Origin of the sequence: Phenylobacterium montanum (assembly GCF_018135625.1) — a bacterium.
GTDB classification, from domain to species: domain Bacteria; phylum Pseudomonadota; class Alphaproteobacteria; order Caulobacterales; family Caulobacteraceae; genus Poindextera; species Poindextera montana.
The window spans coordinates 2,740,500-2,760,257 of sequence record NZ_CP073078.1 but is presented as its reverse complement, the minus strand read 5'-3'; the positions used below and the strand labels follow the sequence as shown (position 1 = coordinate 2,760,257).

General features: G+C 64.6%; 17 protein-coding genes. 9 read left to right on the top strand and 8 right to left on the bottom strand.

Going from position 1 to position 19,758, the window contains the following annotated elements; genetic code table 11:
- The first annotated feature begins 76 nt into the window (after positions 1 to 76).
- Complete coding sequence (locus KCG34_RS12440; RefSeq protein ID WP_211940661.1) at positions 77 to 859, top strand: DeoR/GlpR family DNA-binding transcription regulator; 783 nt, start codon at positions 77 to 79, stop codon at positions 857 to 859.
- A gap of 652 nt (positions 860 to 1,511) precedes the next feature.
- Here KCG34_RS12440 and KCG34_RS12435 read toward each other — a convergent pair.
- The gene (locus KCG34_RS12435) at positions 1,512 to 2,396 is read right to left on the bottom strand and encodes a LysR family transcriptional regulator (RefSeq protein WP_211940660.1); all 885 of its coding nucleotides are present in this window, start codon (positions 2,394 to 2,396) and stop codon (positions 1,512 to 1,514) included.
- 104 nt (positions 2,397 to 2,500) lie between these two features.
- Here KCG34_RS12435 and KCG34_RS12430 point away from each other — a divergent pair, with 104 nt between their 5' ends.
- From KCG34_RS12430 to KCG34_RS12420, 3 genes are read left to right on the top strand one after another with little or no spacing between them, the layout of a single operon-like run.
- On the top strand, positions 2,501 to 4,054 hold the full coding sequence (locus KCG34_RS12430) for a proton-conducting transporter transmembrane domain-containing protein (RefSeq protein WP_211940659.1): 1,554 nt from the start codon (positions 2,501 to 2,503) through the stop codon (positions 4,052 to 4,054).
- Positions 4,051 to 6,492, top strand: a complete 2,442-nt coding sequence (locus KCG34_RS12425; RefSeq protein WP_211940658.1) for a YbcC family protein — start codon at positions 4,051 to 4,053, stop codon at positions 6,490 to 6,492. Before KCG34_RS12430 ends, KCG34_RS12425 begins: the two co-directional genes overlap by 4 nt.
- Positions 6,492 to 6,701, top strand: coding sequence for a hypothetical protein (locus KCG34_RS12420; protein ID WP_211940657.1), 210 nt, complete (start codon positions 6,492 to 6,494; stop codon positions 6,699 to 6,701). Before KCG34_RS12425 ends, KCG34_RS12420 begins: the two co-directional genes overlap by 1 nt.
- A 208-nt stretch (positions 6,702 to 6,909) precedes the next feature.
- On the opposite strand, the gene htpG is transcribed toward KCG34_RS12420, so the two are convergent.
- The 5 genes from htpG to KCG34_RS12395 all read right to left on the bottom strand — a co-directional run bounded on the left by htpG (position 6,910) and on the right by KCG34_RS12395 (position 11,980).
- Positions 6,910 to 8,820 (bottom strand): molecular chaperone HtpG, encoded by a 1,911-nt coding sequence (gene htpG, locus KCG34_RS12415; protein ID WP_211940656.1) that lies wholly within the window; start codon positions 8,818 to 8,820, stop codon positions 6,910 to 6,912.
- A gap of 110 nt (positions 8,821 to 8,930) precedes the next feature.
- Positions 8,931 to 10,391: a Do family serine endopeptidase gene (locus KCG34_RS12410; RefSeq protein WP_249138320.1), complete on the bottom strand. Its 1,461-nt coding sequence runs from the start codon at positions 10,389 to 10,391 to the stop codon at positions 8,931 to 8,933.
- Between the two features lie 105 nt (positions 10,392 to 10,496).
- Positions 10,497 to 10,844, bottom strand: a complete 348-nt coding sequence (locus KCG34_RS12405) for a hypothetical protein (protein ID WP_211940654.1) — start codon at positions 10,842 to 10,844, stop codon at positions 10,497 to 10,499.
- Between the two features lie 69 nt (positions 10,845 to 10,913).
- Entirely contained in the window at positions 10,914 to 11,312 is a 399-nt protein-coding gene (locus KCG34_RS12400; RefSeq protein WP_249138319.1) for an Hsp20/alpha crystallin family protein, read from the bottom strand.
- Positions 11,313 to 11,500: 188 nt separating this feature from the next.
- Positions 11,501 to 11,980, bottom strand: a complete 480-nt coding sequence (locus tag KCG34_RS12395; protein ID WP_211940652.1) for an Hsp20 family protein — start codon at positions 11,978 to 11,980, stop codon at positions 11,501 to 11,503.
- Between the two features lie 453 nt (positions 11,981 to 12,433).
- Between KCG34_RS12395 and KCG34_RS12390 the strand changes: the two genes are divergently transcribed.
- The gene (locus KCG34_RS12390) at positions 12,434 to 12,727 is read left to right on the top strand and encodes a hypothetical protein (protein ID WP_211940651.1); all 294 of its coding nucleotides are present in this window, start codon (positions 12,434 to 12,436) and stop codon (positions 12,725 to 12,727) included.
- Between the two features lie 179 nt (positions 12,728 to 12,906).
- On the opposite strand, the gene KCG34_RS12385 is transcribed toward KCG34_RS12390, so the two are convergent.
- Positions 12,907 to 13,176, bottom strand: a complete 270-nt coding sequence (locus KCG34_RS12385) for an usg protein (protein ID WP_211940650.1) — start codon at positions 13,174 to 13,176, stop codon at positions 12,907 to 12,909.
- 374 nt (positions 13,177 to 13,550) lie between these two features.
- On the opposite strand from KCG34_RS12385, the gene groES reads away from it, so the two are divergent.
- Complete coding sequence (gene groES, locus KCG34_RS12380) at positions 13,551 to 13,865, top strand: co-chaperone GroES (RefSeq protein WP_211940649.1); 315 nt, start codon at positions 13,551 to 13,553, stop codon at positions 13,863 to 13,865.
- 52 nt (positions 13,866 to 13,917) lie between these two features.
- Positions 13,918 to 15,540 carry a chaperonin GroEL gene (gene groL / locus KCG34_RS12375; protein WP_211940648.1) on the top strand — a complete coding sequence of 541 codons (1,623 nt, stop codon included), beginning with the start codon at positions 13,918 to 13,920 and terminating at the stop codon, positions 15,538 to 15,540.
- A 290-nt stretch (positions 15,541 to 15,830) separates the two neighbouring features.
- On the opposite strand, the gene KCG34_RS12370 is transcribed toward groL, so the two are convergent.
- Positions 15,831 to 16,157 (bottom strand): hypothetical protein, encoded by a 327-nt coding sequence (locus KCG34_RS12370; RefSeq protein WP_211940647.1) that lies wholly within the window; start codon positions 16,155 to 16,157, stop codon positions 15,831 to 15,833.
- Positions 16,158 to 16,455: 298 nt separating this feature from the next.
- Between KCG34_RS12370 and KCG34_RS12365 the strand changes: the two genes are divergently transcribed.
- Positions 16,456 to 17,991, top strand: a complete 1,536-nt coding sequence (locus KCG34_RS12365) for an ATPase domain-containing protein (protein WP_249138318.1) — start codon at positions 16,456 to 16,458, stop codon at positions 17,989 to 17,991.
- Positions 17,981 to 19,711: an ATP-binding protein gene (locus KCG34_RS12360; RefSeq protein WP_211940645.1), complete on the top strand. Its 1,731-nt coding sequence runs from the start codon at positions 17,981 to 17,983 to the stop codon at positions 19,709 to 19,711. The genes KCG34_RS12365 and KCG34_RS12360 overlap by 11 nt, the downstream gene beginning before the upstream one ends.
- Positions 19,712 to 19,758: the final 47 nt, after the last annotated feature.

Sequence of the window (19,758 nt, the reverse complement as noted above, 5' to 3'; positions counted from 1 at the left end):
CGAAAATGATGGCTTTCGGTTGCGGCGCGCGGGCTTCCTGCCAGAATGACAGCCTAGGCTGAAGCTAGAGGACCGCATGCACGTCGCCGAACGGGAACGCCTGATTCTCGATCTGCTGGAGGACCGCGGCATTGTCGGCTTTCAGGAACTCGACCGGCGCCTTGAAGTCTCTCCAGCCACCATCCGTCGTGATCTCGACCGCCTGGCGGAGGAGGGGAAGATCATCCGCGTTCGCGGCGGCGCCGCGCTCGCGCCTGCGCAGGCTGCGGGGCAGGCTGGACCGGGAAGCCTCCTCGGTGCGCCGTTCCATGAAAATGTCGCCCTGCATGCGCAACAAAAGGCCGCGATCGGGCGCGCGGCTGCTGCCCTATGCGCGCCGGGCGAGTCGGTCATCATCGACGGCGGATCGACCACCCTGCAGATGTGCCCGCATCTAGAGCCGCTAGGGCTCCAGGTTCTGACCAATTCGCTGCACATCGTCAGCGCATTGATGCAGCAGCCGGGGACTCGAATCTCGGTCCCCGCCGGCACGATCTTCCGGGAGCAGAACATCGTTCTGTCGCCGTTTGAGGATGATGGCATGGACCGCTATCACGCTTCAAAACTGTTCATGGGCGCCGCCGCCATCGGCCGCGCAGGCCTGATGCAGGCCGACACCCTCCTGGTCCAGGCCGAACGACGGCTACTCGGCCGGGCCGAGGAGATCATTGTGCTCGTGGATAGCTCCAAGTTTTCCGGCGCGTCAGGGCACCTGGTCTGCGCCCTCGCCGAGATCGATGTGATCGTCACCGATGAGGGCATCGGCGCCGCCGAAGCGAAGATGGTGCAAGCAGCGGGTTGTCGATTGATCGTCGCCTAAGATAGGCGCGGCGCGAACGAGCTCCACCTATCAATGACGGCGAAATGGGAGTTCGGTCGGGCGCCCAAGGCAATCGCCTTGCTAAAGAAAGCGGTCACGGGCGGGCGAGGAACGGGCCATCTGCTGAGAGGCGCGGCTGCTCGCCAGCTCCGGTCATTCGCTGGAAGCTGCTAGCGTAGCGCCTTTGGCTCCATTCCGGTCATTAGATTTTCCCGCGTTGAAGTCGATCGGTGGAAACGAGCGCGGCAGGCACTGCCCGAGGCAGGTCATGACTTCTTCCTGCCGTCCGCAACGGCCGCGTTCGGTGCCGAAGCCGTGCATCTGGCGAATGCCGGGCTTTCAAGCCGTCGAAGGCTGGCTTACCCGGGCCACGATGCCCAGCCTCTTCACCCGCAAGGCCTAAGGCTGGCGCATACACCCCCGCACATCCAGATCGCCCTCGACGTGCACCAGATAGCGAACTAAGCCCGGCGGCCGGAGCGCGCCTGTCACCGGGTCCAAGCCACCCGTCACCCGGCGTGGCGCGACCTGTTCCTGTTGATTGAGGACTTCAACAATCCCGGTTGCCCGCACTCAGCTTTGGGCTACATCAGCCCGCCGAGATGGAGCGTAGAGGGGCCCAACCCCTCTGCTTTGCCGGGGAAGGATCGTGTCAGTCTTCCCTCGGAGTTGCGGACGGAAGCAGGGCTTCCAGTAGCGGATTGGGGAACCGTCGGTCCTGCAGGATCGCATAGAACCGCTGCGCCAGGCCTTCGATCCTGTGATGCTCGGCCAGTATGCCGCTCTCGAGCTCGTCGCGAACGACGATGGGCGGCACCAACGCATAGGCTTGCCGTTCGCGCGCCAGAAGTCGGAGCATGGCCATGTCGTCGACCTCCGCCATAATCGCCGGGCGGACGTCGGCCAGGTCGGTGAGGCGGTCAAAAGCGGACCTCAGTTCGCTGCCGACGCTGGGCAGCAGGATGGGCGCGCCGTCCAGATCTTCAGGGAATCGGAACTTTCCCGTCCCTGGCCTTCCAACGATGGCGACGGGCTCCTCGTTGAGCAGCCGACTGCGCAGAGGGGAGCGGGCGTCCTGGGGCGCAGGGCTGTTGGCCAGGACGACGTCGATTACGTGCGCCTCGAGCTCCTGGAGCAAGTCGCGGAGCGACCCTGAGCGAACCACAAGTTCGACGTCCTCGCGGCCGACCAGCGGGCGAAGGAATTCTAGCTGGAAGTTGCGCGACATGGTCGGGATCGCGCCCACGCGAAGCACCTTGCGGCCGAGGTCGGGGCGGCCGCGAAGCGTGTTCAGTAACTCCTCGCCTGTCTTGAACACGGTGTCCGCATAGTCGAGCGCCACGCGTCCGGCTTCGGTGAGGCGCAGTCGCTTGCCGATCCGATCGAATAGGGGATGACCGATCTGTTGCTCCAGCTTCTGTAGCTGAACGGAGAGGGCGGACGGCGCCACGTTCAGGCGCTCCGCCGCACGCGCGAGACCGCCTTCGTGCGCGATCACCCAGAAGTAGCGGAGGTGGTTGTAGTTGAGCTGAGCCATGATCTCTATTTCTACAAAAGCGAACGATCTCCTTCAAACAATGAATTTCTACGAATGTCCGGTCATGCATAAGAGAAAGGTCGGCTTCGCTGTGGAGACGACACGTGACTTGGATCCCCTGGCTCGCGGCGCTCGCGCCGCTCACCTACCTCTTGATTTCGCTCGCCCCCGAGGGCGCCTTTCCGATCCGGAAGGCCTCGCTGGCCGCCGGGTGGCTTTCGCTGGTCTTGGCCGGCGCAGGACTTGCCGGAGCTCTGGCCTTTGGCGCGGCTTCCACACCGACCTTCGGCGCTGCGGGCCTTGGGGCCGCGGTGCGCGTTGACGCGCTCAGCGCCCTCCTCGCCAGCCTGATCGGTTTCATCGGGCTGATCGTGGTGGCCTACAGCGGCAACTACCTTGCCGGGGACGGCGGGCAGGAACGCTTCATCCGGCAGCTCTGCCTGACGCTGGGCCTGCTCCAGGGACTGGTTCTGTCGGGCAACCTGATGCAGCTCGTCGTCTGCTGGATCGCCGCCAGCCTTTGCGTCAACCGGCTCCTTCTCTTTCGGGCGGAACGGCGTACCGCCGTGCTCGCCGCCCGCAAACGGTTCCTGGTGAGCCGCCTTGCCGATGTCTCGTTGATCGGGGCTGCGGCGCTCCTTTGGCATGCAGCGGGAAGCGGCGACCTGGGGCCAATTCTCGCGGCCGCAAAGCAGGGGGATGTTCCAGATTGGGGCTTCGCCGGAGCCCTCCTCGCGCTGGCGGCGATCTTCAGCTCGGCGCAATTGCCCTTCCACGGCTGGATCCTCGAAGTGATGGAGACACCCACGCCCGTCTCGGCGCTGCTGCACGCCGGCGTCGTCAATGCGGGCGGCTTCCTCGTGCTCAGGTTCGGGGTGGTGATGGCCGCCCATCCTGGGGTCATGCTCATGCTTACCGCGGTTGGGGCCGTCAGCGCGGTCTTCGGCTCGCTCGTCATGCTGACCCAGACCTCGGTCAAGGTCGCTCTGGCCTATTCCACGATCGCCCAGATGGGGTTCATGCTGCTGGAGTGCGGGCTCGGCGCCTTCTCGGCTGCGCTGCTGCACATCCTGGCTCACGCCTTCTATAAGGCGCACGCCTTCCTCTCGGCCGGCGGTGCGGCCCTTGCGGACAAGAAGTCCGCGCTGGCGGCGCGGCCCGCCCCGGCGGCGGCCATCCTGGCGGTACCCGCTGTGGTCGCGCTCGCTGCGCTCGTCATGACCGGCCTAGGCGTCGGCCCGACACAACGCCCCGGGGCCTTCGTGCTCTCGGCGGTGCTGTTGCTCGGCTTGGCGCGGGTTTGGATGCAGCGGCGCGGGCGCCAAGCGATCGTGGCCGCTGTGGCCTCGAGCTTGGTGGTCGTCCCCGCCTACCTGGCAGGCCAGGCGATTTTCGCGCGGCTGATCGGCGATCTGGGAGCGCCCATTGGCGCGCCGAGCTGGATCTCAGTCACCGCAGCGCTTGGCGTAGTCGCGCTGATGACCGGCTTGGTTTGCATGCAACTGCGGCTGCCAGGTCAGTCCGCCTCGCCGGCCTGGTCGCGCGCCTACGCGCTCGTCTCCAACGGCTTCTACCTGAACACCATCGCCAATCGGTGGGTGCTGCGGCTTTGGCCCGCCTCGCCGTCCAACTCCACGCAACCGGGAGCGGCCACATGAGCCTCGCCTTAGCTGACCCTGTCCTCGATCGCGCGACGACCGACACAGCACCTCGCTCGCCCGCACCCGCGGACACGGGTCTGGGGACCGCGATCCAAGAGGCCTGTGCGCGCATCGCGCCGGTCTGGCCGCTCTCCAGCTTCGTGGCGGTCAACCCGTTCCTGGGTTTCGCCAGGACGCCGTTCGAGCGCGCCGCCAGTGAGCTGCACCGCCTCACGGGCGCTCGGATCCTGATGCCGAGAAGCTTCTATCGGCAAGCGCTGCGGGAGGGCAGAATTGCGCCGGAGGATTTGATCGTAGCTCTGGCGGAGGGGCGGGGCGCAGGTTTGACCCGCGAACGCCTCCTGCACGCGGTGATGGCCGACCCGGCCGAGCAGCCGCGGCCTAGCCGGGTCGCCACCGTCTCGGATGTGCTTGATGCGCTCTCCGCGGGCGACCGGGAGGTCTCGCGAACAGCCTTCATGATCGACCAGATCTCCAAGTGGTGCGCCGCCTATTTTGACGCCGGCCAGGCGGCCTGGCCGGCCCCCTGGCGCGGAATGGGCCTCTACGAGGCATGGCGTTGGTCGGTGAAGTTCGACGGCAATCCGCGCGCCATGGGCGTGAACGGCCTGGCCGATACAGTGGCCGCGTTGTCCGCTGAACCGGTGGTGGCGATCGCCAAGGTTCTCTCCAACCTCGGAATTCCGGCGGACCAATGGACCGACTATCTTTACCGGGCGCTCTTCGACGTGCGGGGTTGGGCGGCCTACGTGCGCCGGCTCGACTGGGACGCGGAACTGGCGGGAGAGCCCGGCGGTCAGCTCGTCGAGTTGCTCGCCATCCGGCTCATCTGGGGCTACGCCCTGTTCCGGCAACGCACGGATGAGACGTTCGTGTCCGCCTGGCGGGCTGCGCTGGCGGCTTCCCGGGCGTCGACCGGCGCGCCTGCGACGAGTCCGGACGACCTCTCGGTCGATCTTGTCCTACAACGTGCCTACGAACACGCGTTCCAGAAGCGCCTTATCGAGGATCTAGCTGTCGGGCCCAAGGCCAAATGCGCCCAGCGGCCAGACGTGCAGACGGTCTTCTGTATAGACGTGCGCTCCGAGGCTTACCGGCGCGCCCTTGAGACGGTCTGGCCGCAGTCCGAGACGCTCGGCTTTGCGGGCTTTTTCGGGATGCCGCTCGCCTATGGTGCGGACGGGGAGCGCGTCCACGCCCATTGCCCGGTGCTGCTGCGCCCAGGCTTCAGCGTCCATGCGCAAACGAAGCCGTCGCATCCGCTCGTCGGCTGGTCTTCGTGGGCGGGCTCCGTCTGGACGGAGCTGAAGCAGTCCGCCGTCTCGTGCTTCGGGTTCGTGGAAGCGTTCGGGCTGGGCTACGGCGCCAAGCTCGCGGCTGAGGCGGCCGGGACGGGGTCTGTAGAGCCGCCGCCGACTCCAACCCTGGGGAGCGACGGGCTCGCGCTTGCGCACCGCATCGACCTTGCGGAAGGCGCGCTGCGGGGAATGTCGCTGACGGGCGGCTTCGCGCGCTTGGTGCTGCTTGTCGGTCATGCATCGACAACGACGAACAACCCTCACGCGGCCGGTCTCGACTGCGGCGCCTGCGGTGGGCGCAGCGGAGCGCCCAATGCGCGATACGCAGCAGCGCTCCTGAACGACGCTGCGGTCCGCGAGGGCCTGGCGGCGAGGGGTATCGCGATCCCGTTGGACACCTGGTTCGTCGCGGCGCTGCATGACACCACGACGGACGCGCTTTGGCTCCTGGATGGGGAAGCCGTTCCGCCAAGCCACGCTGCCGAATTGGCCGGCGCGGCGAAAAAGCTGGAGTCCGCTTCACGGCTGGTTCGCGCCGAGCGGGCGCCTCTTCTCGGCCTTTCCCCCGCCCAGGCCGATCAGGTCTTTGCGCGCGCCCGGGACTGGTCGCAGGTCAGGCCGGAGTGGGGCCTCGCGCGGGCTGCGGCCTTCATAGCCGCACCGCGGTTGCTGACGCAGGGGCGCAATCTGGAGGGTCGGGCGTTCTTACACAGCTATGACCGGGCCGCCGACCCGGAGCTCAAGGTCCTGGAGCTGATCTTGACCGCGCCCATGGTCGTCGCGAGTTGGATCAGCCTCCAGTACTACGGTTCGACGGTTGACAATGCGGCCTTCGGCTCTGGCGACAAGACGCTGCACAACGTCTGCGGGCGGGTCGGCGTCCTGGAGGGCAACGGCGGCGATCTGCGGATCGGCCTCCCGATCCAGTCGATCCACGACGGACGGCGCTTCCTCCACGAGCCGCTGCGTCTCAGCGTATTCATCGCGGCGGCGCCGCACGCGATCTCGAAGGTGCTGAGCCGGCAGCCCCAGGTGCAGGCGCTGCTCGACAACGGCTGGGTGTTCCTTTTCGCGCTCGATGACGTCGGCAGGACCACCCACCGATACGCAGGCGACCTTGACTGGGAGGTGCTGTGATGAGCGCGCGGCTTCCCGTCACGGCCGACAGATATTGGGTGCTCGGCGGCCGCTGGGTCGACAACGCCAGGCATCTGCCGCGGCCGCGGGTCTTCGGCCCCTATCGCGACTACGAAGCGGCGCGCGCGAGCGCTGAGGAACTTAATCAGGCCGACGATTCCCGCGCCCGCTACCACGTCGTAGCCGATGTGCCGGAGGGGGCGCCATGACGGCGGCCCCTCCAATCTGTAGTGGCGGCGCGTCCACCGATAGCCGTCGCGCATTGCCGATGTCTCTACGGAAGCCCCAGGAGCCTGAGCCTGACCACGATGTGCGGCTCTCAAGAGGCTAGGCAGTTCGCGCACCTCTGGTGTTGGAAAGGTCCGGCTCATGGGGCGAATATTGCGAGCGGTGTTCGGCGGTGACTTGGGCTCTCCCTCAAATTCCGACGTCTGATGTCGAAGCTCGCAGCGCGCGGCCAAGAAGGCGTCCCAGTCTGGCTGAAAAGGCTTTCGGATCGGCGGGAACCTCGCCGTCCGCGATGGTGGCTTCGTCGAGGAGAAGATGGGCGGCGTCCTCCCGGAGCGCTCGATCCGTATCCCCCAATCGACTTAGTGTGGTGACCAACTCGTGCTGAGGGTTGATCTCCAAGACCGGTCTGGATCGGTGGGGCTGTCGGCCGGCTCCTGCCAGCAATTTCTCCAGCTGCCGGTCGATACCCTGGTCCGCGGCGACCAAACAGACGGGACTCTCGATCAGCCGATCGGACGCGCGCACGTCAGAAACAGCGTCTCTCAGGGTGGTCTTCACGAATTCGATGAACCGCGTGACGTCCTCAGGGGCGTCACCCGTCCGGGATTGGCCGTCCGGCAAGGGGATGAGGCTGAGGTCGGCCGCGCCCTGGGTGACGGACTTGAAGGGCTTGCCTTCGAAGTCCAACCCCGCCGTGACCCAGAAGCTATCGATCTGATCGGTCAGCAGCAGAACCTCGATTCCTCGCGCGCGGAAGCCTTCGAGCTGCGGCGACGACGCCAGGCGGTCGAGATCGGCGCCCGTCGCGTAGTAGATGGCGGTCTGGTTCTCTTTCAGTGCGCCAACATACTCTTTGAGCGAACGCTGCTCGTCGCCCGACGCTGACGTCTTGAAGCGGGCCAGACCCAGCAGGGACTCGCGGCGCGCAAAATCCTCGTAGAGGCCTTCCTTCAAAACCGCGCCGAAATTAGCCCAGATCTGGTCGTAAGCCCCTGGATCATTGGCCGCGAGCTTTTCCAGTTCCGAGAGAACGCGGTTCGTCACGCCCTTCTGAATTGCGGTCAGCACAGGACTTTGCTGGATCATTTCGCGTGAAACATTGAGGGGCAGGTCCGCCGAGTCCACGAGACCGCGCACGAAGCGCAGGTAGCGCGGAAGAATCTGCGCCTCGTCGGTGATGAACACGCGCCGGAAATAGAGCTTCATTCGACCGGCGCGATCGGGATCGAACAGGTCGAACGGCTTGGTCTCGGGGACGAAGGCGAGAACCGAGTATTCGTGCAGGCCCTCGGCGCGATAGTGCAGCGTCAGGGCCGGTGCGTCGAATTGGCCGGCGAGGCTGCGGTAGCAGTCCTTGTATTCCTCCGCCGTGATGTCCGCCTTTGGCCTGGTCCAGAGCGCCGCGCCATCGGCGATCTGCCTTGTCTCGGCGTCGGGCTGCTCACGCAGAAAGATTGGAACTGGCACGTGTCCGGATTGGGCTTTGACGACCTGCTCAATCCTGAAACCTTCGGTATAGCCGGCGGCCTCCTCCTTTAAGTGCAGGACAACGCGCGTGCCCCGGGCCGGCGCCTGGGCGGGATCAATCGGCCCGATCGTGTAGGTGCCCAGCCCGTCTGATGACCACAAAGCGGCCTCATCCGCGCCGGCCCTGCGCGAGGCCACTTCGACCTGATCGGCGACCATGAAGGCCGAATAGAAGCCGACTCCGAATTGGCCGATGAGCTGGGCGCCCTCCGCGTCCTTCGCTTCGGCGATCCGCTCCATGAAAGCCCTGGTGCCGGACCGGGCGATCGTACCCAGGGCCTCGGCCATTTCGGGCTGGCTCATGCCGATCCCATTGTCTTCGATCGCGAGCCGCCGAGCCTCTGGATCGAGCATGATGGTGATGCGCGGCTGGGCGTCATCGCCCAGGAGCCTCGGGTCACTTACGCCTTCATATCGCAGTTTTTCGCAGGCATCGGCGGCATTCGAGATCAGCTCCCGCAGGAAGACCTCCTTGTCCGAGTAAACCGAATGCACCATCAGGTGCAGCAGTTTGGAGACATCGGCTTCAAACGAGCAGGTTTGGGGCGCAGCTTCGGTCACGGTCGTCATCTGAATATTCGACTGTCCTTAGAGAAATCGGCAAGCCAATTGGCGGTGGATTTTCCAGATTTCAAGGCGCCGTCCGATAGGCAGCCGCCGGCCGGCGCCTCGCTCGCTTGTCAGCCCATCTTGTCGGCAAGATCCAGCGCCATGAAGCGCCTTCGCCCGCCGTGGTCGACCAGCACCGACAGGAATTGTCGGCCAGAGTGGCGCGCGTTTTCGACAGCCGCCTCGAAGTCAGCCGGAGAGTCGGTGCGCTGCAAACCGGCCCGCAAGATCACATCTCCTGGCCTGAGGCCCTTGCCGCTGGCGTCTGACCCGGTAGCGACGCCCTTGATTGTCACCCCGCCGTTCGGATTCGCCGCAAGGCGCAGGCCCAAAGGCTCTGACGGCGGGGCAGCATCGGCGGTTCTCTGATCGTCAAGGCGCGCGAGCGCAGCCTCGGAAGGCCTTGCGCCCGAGCGCACCATGATCTCCCGCTCGGCGCCGTCGCGGCGCACCTTCAAGCGGAGGGTCTCGCCGGGATGGGCCAACGCGACTTGCCGGGTCAGGTCAGACGCCGATGTCACCCTGTGTCCGTTGACGCTGACAATCACGTCGCCCGACCCCAGCCCGGCCTGGGCCGATGGGCCGCTTGGCGTCACGTCGGCCACAAGCGCGCCTGCGTCGGGCGCAACGCCCAGGCTTTCAGCGATTTCGCGCGTCACATCCTGAATCGATGCGCCGATATAGCCGCGCGTCACCTTGCCATGGGCGATCAGCTGCCGAGAGATCGATTGGGCGACGTCGGCAGGAATGTCGAATCCGATTCCCACCGAGCCGCCACTCGGCGAAAAGATCGCCGTGTTGACTCCCACCACGCGGCCGTACACGTCGAAGGTCGGGCCGCCGGAGTTGCCGCGATTGATCGGCGCGTCGATCTGCATGTAGTCGACATAGCCGTTGCCGCTGACCTTCGGCCGGGAAAGGGCGGACACGATGCCCGCAGTCGCTGAGCCGCCCAGATTGAACGGATTGCCGACTGCGATCACCCAGTCGCCGACCCTTGGCTTGGACTGGTTCTCGAAATCGACGAAGGGATAGCCTGCTCCCTCGACCTTGATCACGGCCAGGTCCGTCGACGGATCTCGTCCGACAAGGCGGGCGGTGAGGGACTTGTCGTCGTTGGTCCGCACCGTGATCTTCTCGGCCTTCTCCACCACATGGTTGTTGGTCACGATGTATCCTTTTGCGGAGATGAAAAAGCCAGAGCCGGAGGCTTCCACCTTCGGCGTCGCCCGGTCACCGGGCCGCTGGCCGCCGAAAGGCGGGCGGAAACTGAAGCCGAAGGGGGTGTCGTCATCGCCGTCCTGCGGGCTGTCGAACAAGAATGGCGAGGACCCCCACAGCGCCGTCGGGTCGAGCTCCGCCTTCCGTTCGACGTCAATGGACACAACCGCGGGCTCGACGCGCGAGATGATGTCCGCGAAAGAGCTCGGCGCCGAGGCGGCCGGCGCCGGCGGCGTCACCGCGTGCGAAACGTCCGCCCTCCCCAGCGTCCAGCCGCCGACGGCCACGGCGGCCAAGAGCGCGCCGCCCATGGCGGCGCCGGTGAGAATTCCTTTTCTGTTCATTGTCGCCTGCTCAGTTCGAATAGTTCAGCAGCGCATGTGGAGGAGGCCTTCCCACGACGACTTTCCGGTCCGTCATGATAGCTGTGGGTGGTCGGCTCCGTTCGATCTCGAATGGTGGTGGCGCGGCTCCCAGTTGAGGGCGGGCGTGACTTCGTCGAGGCGCCTGAGCGCCTGCAGCACGTCTCCGACCAGCACCGGGGCATCGGTTCCGATCAGCCAGCGCAGTTCAGGCCGGCCTTCAACCGCGCAGGCGTCCGAAGCCCATGAGGAAAGGATCGCCCGCTTGTCGGCCACGTCGAGGTCCTGGTCCTTCATGACCTCAACCGGATGTCGAAACCCTACGGCCGGCCGAAGCAGTCGCTCGCGGGCTTCGCGCAACCCCTTCACGGGGGCGGCGATTTCTGAGTTCATCAGCATCATGCACCTCCATTGTGGAAAGGCTCGCCGCCGAGGACCTGGCCCCAAGGCCGGCCGTCGGCGGCGCAAGGGTTAGTGGGTGGTCGCGGCGGCGTTGATTGGGATCCGTTTTACCCGCTGCTGGCTTAGAGCCGCTTTAGGGACGGTGACCGTGAGCACCCCGTTGCGGAACTCAGCCCGCACGTTCGCCTGGCTGGCGCCGTCCAGGGCGATCCGGCGCTCGAACCGACCATAGACCCGTTCACTGAAGGCGCGGTTGCGATCCTCGGTCTTGCTGAGCTTTTCGCCACGAAGGATCAGGACATCGTCCTGAACGAGAACCTCGACATCCTTCTCTTCCAGGCCCGGCAGCTCAGCGGTGACCCGATATTCGTCCGCGGCGTCCTCCACCTCGATTTGCGGCCAGGCGCGGCCGCTCCAGAGCGCAGATGTTTCGAAGCCTCGAAAAACATCGTCGAACAGCCGGTTCATCTCGCGATGAAGCGTGAAGAAAGGGCTGGCCGCGCCTTGGACTCCTGGCAGGTTTCGCTCCCGATCGCCGCTGCGGTTCCAAGGCGCAAGATCTCGCACGCTCATGACAAGCCTCCTTTCCGGACGTGCATCGAAAAACCGGACCGAGGTGTCGGCCGCGGTTCCAGTTCGGGTTGTCGAATGTCGCCTTAAGCGGCCTGGCGCTCGGAGGCGTCCTGGCGCAGCTGCTGGACCTTTGCGCCGCCGGCTTGGGCGATTTCGATCCGGCGGGGCTTGAGCGCTTCCGGCACTTCACGCGCCAGGTCGATCGACAGGACGCCGTTGGCGTAGTCCGCCGACTTGACGACCACGTAGTCGGCCAGCTCGAACCTACGTTCGAAATCCCGGCCGGCGATTCCGCGGTGGAGATAGTTGCGGCCCTCGTCGCCCTTGGCTTTACGGCCGGTGACGACCAGAAGGTTAGGCTGGGCGGTCAGCTCCAGCTCATCCGCGCCGAACCCGGCGGCGGCCAGGGTGATCCGGTAGGTGCCCTCACCAGTCTTTTCGATGTCGTAGGGCGGATAGTGGCTTTCGCCCCCCGTTCTCATCGCGGTTTCGATGAGATCCGCCATTCGATCGACGCCGATCACCGACCGGTAGAGAGGGGAGAAGTCGTATGCCGTTCTCATTTCCATCTCCTCGAACGAGCAAGTTGGACCTAAGAGAAGCGCCCGGAAGCTACAGGCGCCTCCGACTGCCGAGCCTGATCGCACTCGGCGACGGGGAGGTAGGAGCCGCCTAAACCTCGTCAAGAGTTCTGCTTGAAAATTTTTCGGCGAGCCCTTCGAGTTTCCAAAATCTTCCCGGCGGGTCCTGGGCCGCAGTTCGGCTTGGACGCTCCGCGTGGGGCGTTTCAACGATTGCCGCACAGGTGCAACGGCGCCGAAGGGCTAAGGCCGCGCGAGACAATGGGCCTCGCCCATTGCGCGTCGATCCAGCGCAGCAACTGGCCGGCAGTTGAGCCATGCCGATGGCCTGGAAAGCTCTGCCCGACGACCTATGTCTGCGCTCTGGCTCGGAGAGGCCTCCGAGCCGCACCCAAGCTATCCACGGCACCACAGCCTTTGGAAAAGGGGCGCGACATGAGGGTGAGAGTCTGGATTTCGGGAGCCGACGGGCCGTCCCACGATTTTGAACTGGCGGAGGCTCCCCGCCTTGGCGAATGCATCAGTATCTCGATCGGTGGTCGCTTCGAGGAAGGCGTCGTCACGAGCGTCATGTGGCAACTGGTCGCCGTTGAGCCGACAGCCAATGATATGAGCCTGGGTATCGAACCGGTGGGATCCGTCACCATGGTTCATGTCATCTGCCAACCATGCGGGGAAAAGGACGTCAGATTCCAAAATCGCGCGGCCAAAGAGGCGGCGACCGCTTAGTTTGGAGGGCCCCATTCGCGTGACGGCCGCGCAGCCAGATCACGGGCTGGCCTTCTCAATTGACGCCGGGCGGCGATTTCTTGCGGGCGCCGACGGGCTATGGCCTCAGCCACAGATAAGGCCCCCGGCCTGTGCTGGGCGGCTGCCCCGCGAGCGACACGCGCCAGCCTCATCGGCGCTCACTGGACGGAAATGACCCCGTTGACCGCCCGCCACTCTGCCGGCCGGATAAGCGTTTCATGCGCAATACGGACCGAATGGACGGCGGCTTCGATTTCACGCCGCCAGTAATCCATAAAGTCGAACAGGACGGGAAAGTCCGGGGCCAAGTCATATTCCTGCCAAACGAAAATCTGCAGCAATGAAGGCGCGTCAGGCCGGTAATAGTGGATCTCCGCAGTCGTAAGGCCGTAGCCTTGGAGTTGTGCGATGAAGCCGCGATCAGCCATGCGACATCTCCAGATCGATCCAAAAGGCGGGCCTGCAGACGGCCGATTGCACGAGCCAATGTGCGCAGAGGGCAGGGCGAGCCCGGCGGTTCTCGTGAATTTTGTAGAATGGCTGGTTCATGGCTAGTCCCGGCGTTCTACGTCGTTCCTCTTCCGATACGCGCTGACGCCTTGCATCTTGTGACCGCCACGGGGCGCGTCAAGAGGCCACCGAGGTCGTGCGTCGAGGCCAATCAGCGCTCCCTTGGGTCGAGCGCAAAAAATTTGATTGCGGCCTCTTGAATTCAGGAACGATCGCCCTAGCTCGAGCGGCGCTCGTCGTTGTCAGCCAACGCCGAGCTCATCACAGCATGTTCTGCATCCGGAGGTTATGCATGCATTTCCGCCCCTTGCACGACCGTGTGGTCGTCCGCCGCATCGAAGCCGAGGAAAAGACCTCGGGCGGCATCATCATCCCCGACACCGCCAAGGAAAAGCCGCAGGAGGGCGAGGTCCTCGCCGTCGGCCCTGGCGCACGCGACGAACGCGGTCAGGTCCATGCCCTCGCGCTGAAGGCGGGCGACCGCGTCCTGTTCGGCAAATGGTCGGGCGCCGAGGTCAAGATCGACGGCGAGGACCTGCTCATCATGAAGGAGAGCGACATTCTCGGCGTGGTCGAGGCCGCGACTGAGCTCAAGAAGGCTGCCTGACCGCGTTTCACCCCTCAATTCAAACGGAAGGAAATTCGAAAGGAGTAGGCAGATGGCTGCCAAGGAAGTGAAGTTTGCGTCGGACGCGCGTGATCGCATGCTGCGCGGCGTGGATACGCTTGCAAACGCGGTCAAGGTCACGCTGGGCCCGAAGGGCCGAAACGTGGTCATCGAGAAAAGCTTCGGCGCCCCGCGCCTGACCAAGGACGGCGTCACGGTCGCCAAGGAGATCGAACTCTCAGACAAGTTCGAGAACATGGGCGCCCAGATGCTGCGCGAAGTGGCCAGCAAGCAGAACGACAAGGCGGGGGACGGCACCACCACCGCCACGGTGCTGGCTCAGGCGATCGTCCGCGAGGGCTCGAAGGCGGTCACCGCCGGCATGAATCCAATGGACGTCAAGCGCGGCATCGACTTGGCGGTGAACGCCGTTGTCGAGGACCTCAAGGCTCACGCAAAGAAGGTCAGCGCCAACAGCGAGATCGCCCAGGTGGCGACGATCTCGGCCAACGGCGACGCCGAGGTCGGCCGGATCCTGGCCGAGGCCATGGAAAAGGTCGGCAACGAGGGTGTCATCACCGTCGAGGAGGCCAAGAGTCTGCAGACCGAACTGGAGACGGTCGAAGGCATGCAATTCGACCGCGGCTATCTCTCGCCCTACTTCATCACCAACGCTGAGAAGCTGAAGGTGGAATTGGATGATCCCTACATCCTGATCCACGAAAAGAAGCTCTCCAATCTGCAGGCGTTGGTGCCGCTGCTGGAAAAAGTCGTCCAGTCCAGCCATCCGCTGCTGATCATCGCCGAAGACGTCGAGGGCGAAGCCCTGGCGACGCTTGTGGTCAACAAGCTGCGCGGCGGTTTGCGCGTTGCGGCGGTGAAAGCGCCTGGCTTCGGCGATCGACGGAAGGCCATGCTGGAAGACATCGCCGTCCTGACCGGCGGCAGCGTCGTGAGCGAGGAACTCGGGACCAAGCTCGAGAATGTCACGATCTCGATGCTCGGCCGAGCCAAGAAGGTGACGATCGACAAGGACAACACCACGATTATCGACGGCGTCGGCTCCAAGTCCGACATTGATGGCCGCGTTGCCCAGATCAAGCAGCAGATCGAAACGACCACCAGCGACTACGATCGCGAGAAGCTGCAGGAGCGACTGGCCAAGCTCGCTGGCGGCGTGGCGGTCATTCGCGTCGGCGGGGCGACGGAGGTCGAAGTCAAGGAAAAGAAGGATCGCGTCGACGATGCGCTCCACGCGACGCGGGCGGCGGTCGAAGAGGGGATCCTGCCCGGCGGCGGGATAGCTTTGTTGCGGTCGCTGAAGGCGCTGGAAAAGGTCAAGCCGGCGACCGACGATCAGCAGGCGGGCGTCGATATCGTGCGCCGCGCATTGCGTGCGCCGGCGCGGCAGATTGTCGAGAACGCCGGCGAGGACGGCCCCTACATCATCGGAAAGCTGCTGGAGAAGCAGGATTACAATTGGGGCTTTAACGCGGCGACCGGTGAGTATCAGGATCTGGTCAAGTCAGGCGTGATCGATCCGGCCAAGGTGGTTCGAACCGCCCTTCAGGACGCGGCCTCTGTGGCCTCGTTGTTGATCACGACCGAGGCCCTCATCGCTGAGGCGCCCAAGCCTGAAAAGGCCGCCGCGCCGGCGCCGGCGATGGACTACTGATCCCGGCCTTATCCCAAACTTTGGGGAGCCTGCTCGCAGGCTCCCCTCGCTATTTCAGGATGCTCGGCTAAGGCGACCGCCGCTTCCCGGCGCCGACGCGGGCGCTTCGGGAGGTGGACTAAAGCCTGGGGCGAACCTGAGACACAGAAGGCCCAGCTTGCGCGAGAATTTTCCAATCGCACGAGGCGCGTGTTCTAGAGGTGGCAGAAGACTAATCGAGCGCCTGTTAGGCCGTTCACCCAGACCGGCGCGCTGAGGATCCATCAAGCGGATCAAGGCGGCGGGCGCCTTCAATCCGGGCGCGAAGCATCTTCAGGCAGGTCTGGGTCGCGATTCTGCGGGGGCGGATCGGGAACCACGAACAGCGAGCCGTGCCGATCACTCGCTTCCACGGATCGGTGGTAGGGAGACTCGGCCAGCACAAGGTCCGCGATCGACCGCGCCTCATCGACGTTGCGGGCGGTTATCAGGCGCAGGGTGGGTACGGAATATCGGCTGTCGTTGATCAAGAGGACGTAGTCCTGCATACAGAGGCGCCCGTCGCAAAGTTCTGGGTTGTTGATGGCGCGAGCTGCCAGCGGCGCCATGAATTCTTGGCCAGAACGAAGTTTCTTCACAAATGTTCCGTCTTGGCTAAGGCCGCGGCGAACCCGCGCCCGGTCACGCCCGAAGCGATCTGGAAGGGCGACGGTATGCCGTCCGCCTTCCCTTCTGCCTGTCCGGGATATCCCGGCGAAACATTCGAGCACACGCAATGCTCTCGCAGTAAGCTGGAGGCGTCGAAGCCGAAACCAGCGTGGCGCTGATGCGTTCGAATGCCGAGCGCCGGCCGGCTTTGGGCGGGCTGCTCTCCCGAAGGGCCGGGCCTTGATCTGCACGCCGGCTGGACGTTCGAATGCATTCATGGAGCAGGACTTGTCCCTGGCCGAAGCTGTGGAAACCTCAAAGCGGTTGAATGGAACAACCTTCGGCGACGCTGTGCCGACGGGCGTGCCAGGTCTCGACTACATCACGGCGGGCGGTTACGCGCGCTCAAGTCTTCATCTCATCGAAGGGGCGCCGGGCACGGGCAAGACCACGTTGGCGCTTCAGTTTCTGATGGACGGTCGCGAGCGCGGCGAGCGGGGCCTGTACGTCTCCCTGTCCGAAACCCGCGAAGAACTCATGCACAACGCGGCGACGCACGGCTGGTCCCTGGAGGGGATCGAAATCTTTGAGTTGATTCCGCCGGAGCTGACGCTTGACCCCAATCGCGACCAGTCGGTGCTCTACGCCTCGGACCTTGAGCTGGGCGAAACGGTCGGCATGGTCATGAAGGAAGTCGATCGGATCAAGCCGCACCGGGTCGTCTTCGACAGCGTGGCCGAGATACGCCTGCTGTCCCAAACGCCATTGCGCCACCGCCGCCAGGTGCTGGCTTTAAAACACTTTCTGGCCAAGCAGGGCTGCACAGCCTTGTTTCTTGATGACCTGACCCAGGAGATCGAGGAAACCAGCCTGCACAGCTTGGCCCATGCGGTGATCCGGCTGCAACAGACACCAATGCAGTTCGGCGGCGATCGTCGGCGGCTACGGGTTTTTAAAATGCGCGGGCGCGAATTCCGCGGCGGCTTCCATGACTACGTTATCCGAACCGGTGGATTTAGCGTCCATCCGCGCCTGATCGCTGCTGAGCATCACAGCGCCTATTCTGACGCCGCGCCGGTCACAAGCGGTATAGCCGAACTGGACAAGCTCCTTGGCGGGGGGCTGGATCGCGGCACCGGAACTATGATTATCGGTCCGGCTGGCACGGGTAAGTCCATGGTCTGCCTGCAATTTTTGAAGGCGGCCCTCGAACGCGGAGAGGCCGGTCTCGTCGTCTCCTTTGACGAAAGCCGGCGGGTGCTGCTCAAGCGCGCGATCGGGGTCGGAGTGAACCTGGAAACCTACGAAGCCTCCGGACAACTAACCCTGAAGCATGTGGACCCAGCGGAGTTCTCGCCTGGAGAGCTCGCCGGCATGATCAGGGACAGTGTCGAGCAAGGCGCCCGCATCGTCGTCATTGACTCTCTCTCAGGGTACCAGAACGCTCTTCCGGAAGAATCCTTTTTGGCCCTGCAGATGCATGAGCTGCTGACCTATCTGGGCCAGCAGGGTGTCGTAACTCTCGTGGTATTGGCGCAGCACGGCCTGGTTGGTCCGATGCACTCAAGCGTCGATCTCACCTATGTCAGCGACAATGTTCTCCTGCTGCGCTTTTTCGAAGCTCAGGGCGAGATTCGCCGCACACTGTCGGTGCTGAAGAAACGCACCGGCGAACACGAGGCCACGCTGCGTGAGCTTCTTATCCGCAGCGACAGGCTCCAGGTCGGACCGGTGCTGGACAAGTTCCAGGGTGTGCTCACCGGCGTGCCTTCCTTTGTAGGCGCCTCTTCATCGCTGCTGCAGGCGCAAGACAATGGCGGCTGAGCCTTCAGCGCTTACCCTCTATGTGCTGGCCCCGCGCGGCCGGGACGCCTTAGTGATCAAGGACTTGCTTCAGGCTGCGGGCCTTGCCGCCGAGGTGCTGACGGAGTTGGCCGCCTCGGCCGGGCGGCTTGCGCATGGTGCGGGCCTGATCATAGCCCAGGAAGCCCTGGACCCCGGGGCGTTCGAAGCGCTCAGGGCGTGGCTGATCAATCAGCCGGCGTGGTCGGACTATCCGATCATCTTTCTGCGCACGCGCGGCGCGCCCCTCACGGCGACGACCCAGGCTGCAATCGACCAATTGGGCAACGCCGCCATACTTGAGAGACCTCTCCATCCCACCACCTTGATCAGCACCGCGCGCTCGGCCGTGCGCATGCGCCGCCGCCAGCGTGAGGCCGAAGCTCTATTGCACGAGCGCGAGCGAGCCGCAGAGACCTTGCGCGTTCGCGAGGAAGAGGTGAGGGCATTGGCCGACCAGTTAGAGCGGCGCGTCGAGGAGCGCACCGCCGAACTGGCCGCCGCGAACCGACGCCTATTGACCGAGATGGCCGAACGCGAACGCGTCGAAGCGACAGTGATGCGAATGCAACGGCTTGAAGCGGTCGGTCAGCTGACGGCGGGCGTCGCGCATGATTTCAACAATCTCTTGACGGTGATTATCGGCAACCTGGGCCGGCTGGAGCGGACGGTCGGGGAGGGTGAAGTTCAGCGGGTCAATATGATGCGTTTGGCGGCCGAACGCGGCGCCAAGCTGACGGCTCAGCTGTTGGCCTTTTCCAGGCGTCAGAAGCTTGAGCCAAAGCCGACCAATCTGAATGAGGCGGTGACCAGCCTGCGGGATCTCCTGCAAAGCACCTTGGGCGCGACGATCCGTCTGGAGGCGCGACTGGAGCCGGGCGTCTGGATGGCGATGGTCGACCCGACCCAAATCGAAATGATCATTCTCAACCTGGCGATCAATGCGCGGGACGCGATGAACGGCCGAGGCGGTGTCATCAGCGTCGAGACGGCCAACGCCACGATCCGTCGCTCGGCCGGGCGTCCCGAAGAGCCCGTACCCGGCGAGTATGTGGTTCTGAGCGTCCAAGACACCGGCAGCGGCATGGGCCCGGAAACCCTGGCGCGGGTCTTCGAACCCTTCTTCACCACCAAGGGCGTTGGCAAAGGCTCTGGCCTTGGTCTGAGCCAGGTCCTTGGCTTCGCCAAGCAATCCGGCGGCGGCGTTCGCATCGAAACCGTGCTGGGGGAAGGTACGACGGTCCAGGTCTTTTTCCCGCGCGCCCGGGCGGCTGCAGTTGCTTCAAGCCCCTCCCTCGTGCGGGAAGGCCTCACGGGCGGCGCGGTTGGCGGAACGGTCCTTTTGGTCGACGACGACGACCAGGTGCGCGCCACCACCGCCGACATGCTCCGACGTCTTGGGCTCAAGGTGATAGAGACCGGCAGCGGCGGGGCCGCCCTAGAAGTATTGGATTCAGGGCCCTCGATCGACCTGCTGTTGCTGGATTTCGCCATGCCCGGCATGAATGGGGCTGACGTAGCCCGCGCGGCTCAGGCCAAACGCCCTGACTTACGCGTCCTGTTTGTGACCGGCTATGCCGATCTGACCGCCATAGATCACATCGACGAGCATCAGGTCATACGCAAGCCATTCGGCGAGAGCGAACTCGCCCGCCGGCTGGCTTACGCGCTCAGCGACGATGGCGCGCCGGCCATCCATTAGGGCTACCCCCGCCTCCGCATCCAGTGCGACGCTTGCGGACATACCGC

Excerpts from the sequence above, each read along its gene's own strand:
- KCG34_RS12390 (WP_211940651.1), top strand. The coding sequence starts at position 12,434 with ATGAGGGTGAGAGTCTGGATTTCGGGAGCCGACGGGCCGTCCCACGAT.
- KCG34_RS12400 (WP_249138319.1), bottom strand. The coding sequence starts at position 11,312 with ATGAACCGGCTGTTCGACGATGTTTTTCGAGGCTTCGAAACATCTGCG.
- KCG34_RS12405 (WP_211940654.1), bottom strand. The coding sequence starts at position 10,844 with ATGATGCTGATGAACTCAGAAATCGCCGCCCCCGTGAAGGGGTTGCGC.
- KCG34_RS12385 (WP_211940650.1), bottom strand. The coding sequence starts at position 13,176 with ATGGCTGATCGCGGCTTCATCGCACAACTCCAAGGCTACGGCCTTACG.
- htpG (WP_211940656.1), bottom strand. The coding sequence starts at position 8,820 with ATGACGACCGTGACCGAAGCTGCGCCCCAAACCTGCTCGTTTGAAGCC.
- KCG34_RS12360 (WP_211940645.1), top strand. The coding sequence starts at position 17,981 with ATGGCGGCTGAGCCTTCAGCGCTTACCCTCTATGTGCTGGCCCCGCGC.
- KCG34_RS12395 (WP_211940652.1), bottom strand. The coding sequence starts at position 11,980 with ATGAGAACGGCATACGACTTCTCCCCTCTCTACCGGTCGGTGATCGGC.
- KCG34_RS12440 (WP_211940661.1), top strand. The coding sequence starts at position 77 with ATGCACGTCGCCGAACGGGAACGCCTGATTCTCGATCTGCTGGAGGAC.
- KCG34_RS12420 (WP_211940657.1), top strand. The coding sequence starts at position 6,492 with ATGAGCGCGCGGCTTCCCGTCACGGCCGACAGATATTGGGTGCTCGGC.
- groL (WP_211940648.1), top strand. The coding sequence starts at position 13,918 with ATGGCTGCCAAGGAAGTGAAGTTTGCGTCGGACGCGCGTGATCGCATG.
- KCG34_RS12410 (WP_249138320.1), bottom strand. The coding sequence starts at position 10,391 with ATGGGCGGCGCGCTCTTGGCCGCCGTGGCCGTCGGCGGCTGGACGCTG.
- groES (WP_211940649.1), top strand. The coding sequence starts at position 13,551 with ATGCATTTCCGCCCCTTGCACGACCGTGTGGTCGTCCGCCGCATCGAA.
- KCG34_RS12425 (WP_211940658.1), top strand. The coding sequence starts at position 4,051 with ATGAGCCTCGCCTTAGCTGACCCTGTCCTCGATCGCGCGACGACCGAC.
- KCG34_RS12435 (WP_211940660.1), bottom strand. The coding sequence starts at position 2,396 with ATGGCTCAGCTCAACTACAACCACCTCCGCTACTTCTGGGTGATCGCG.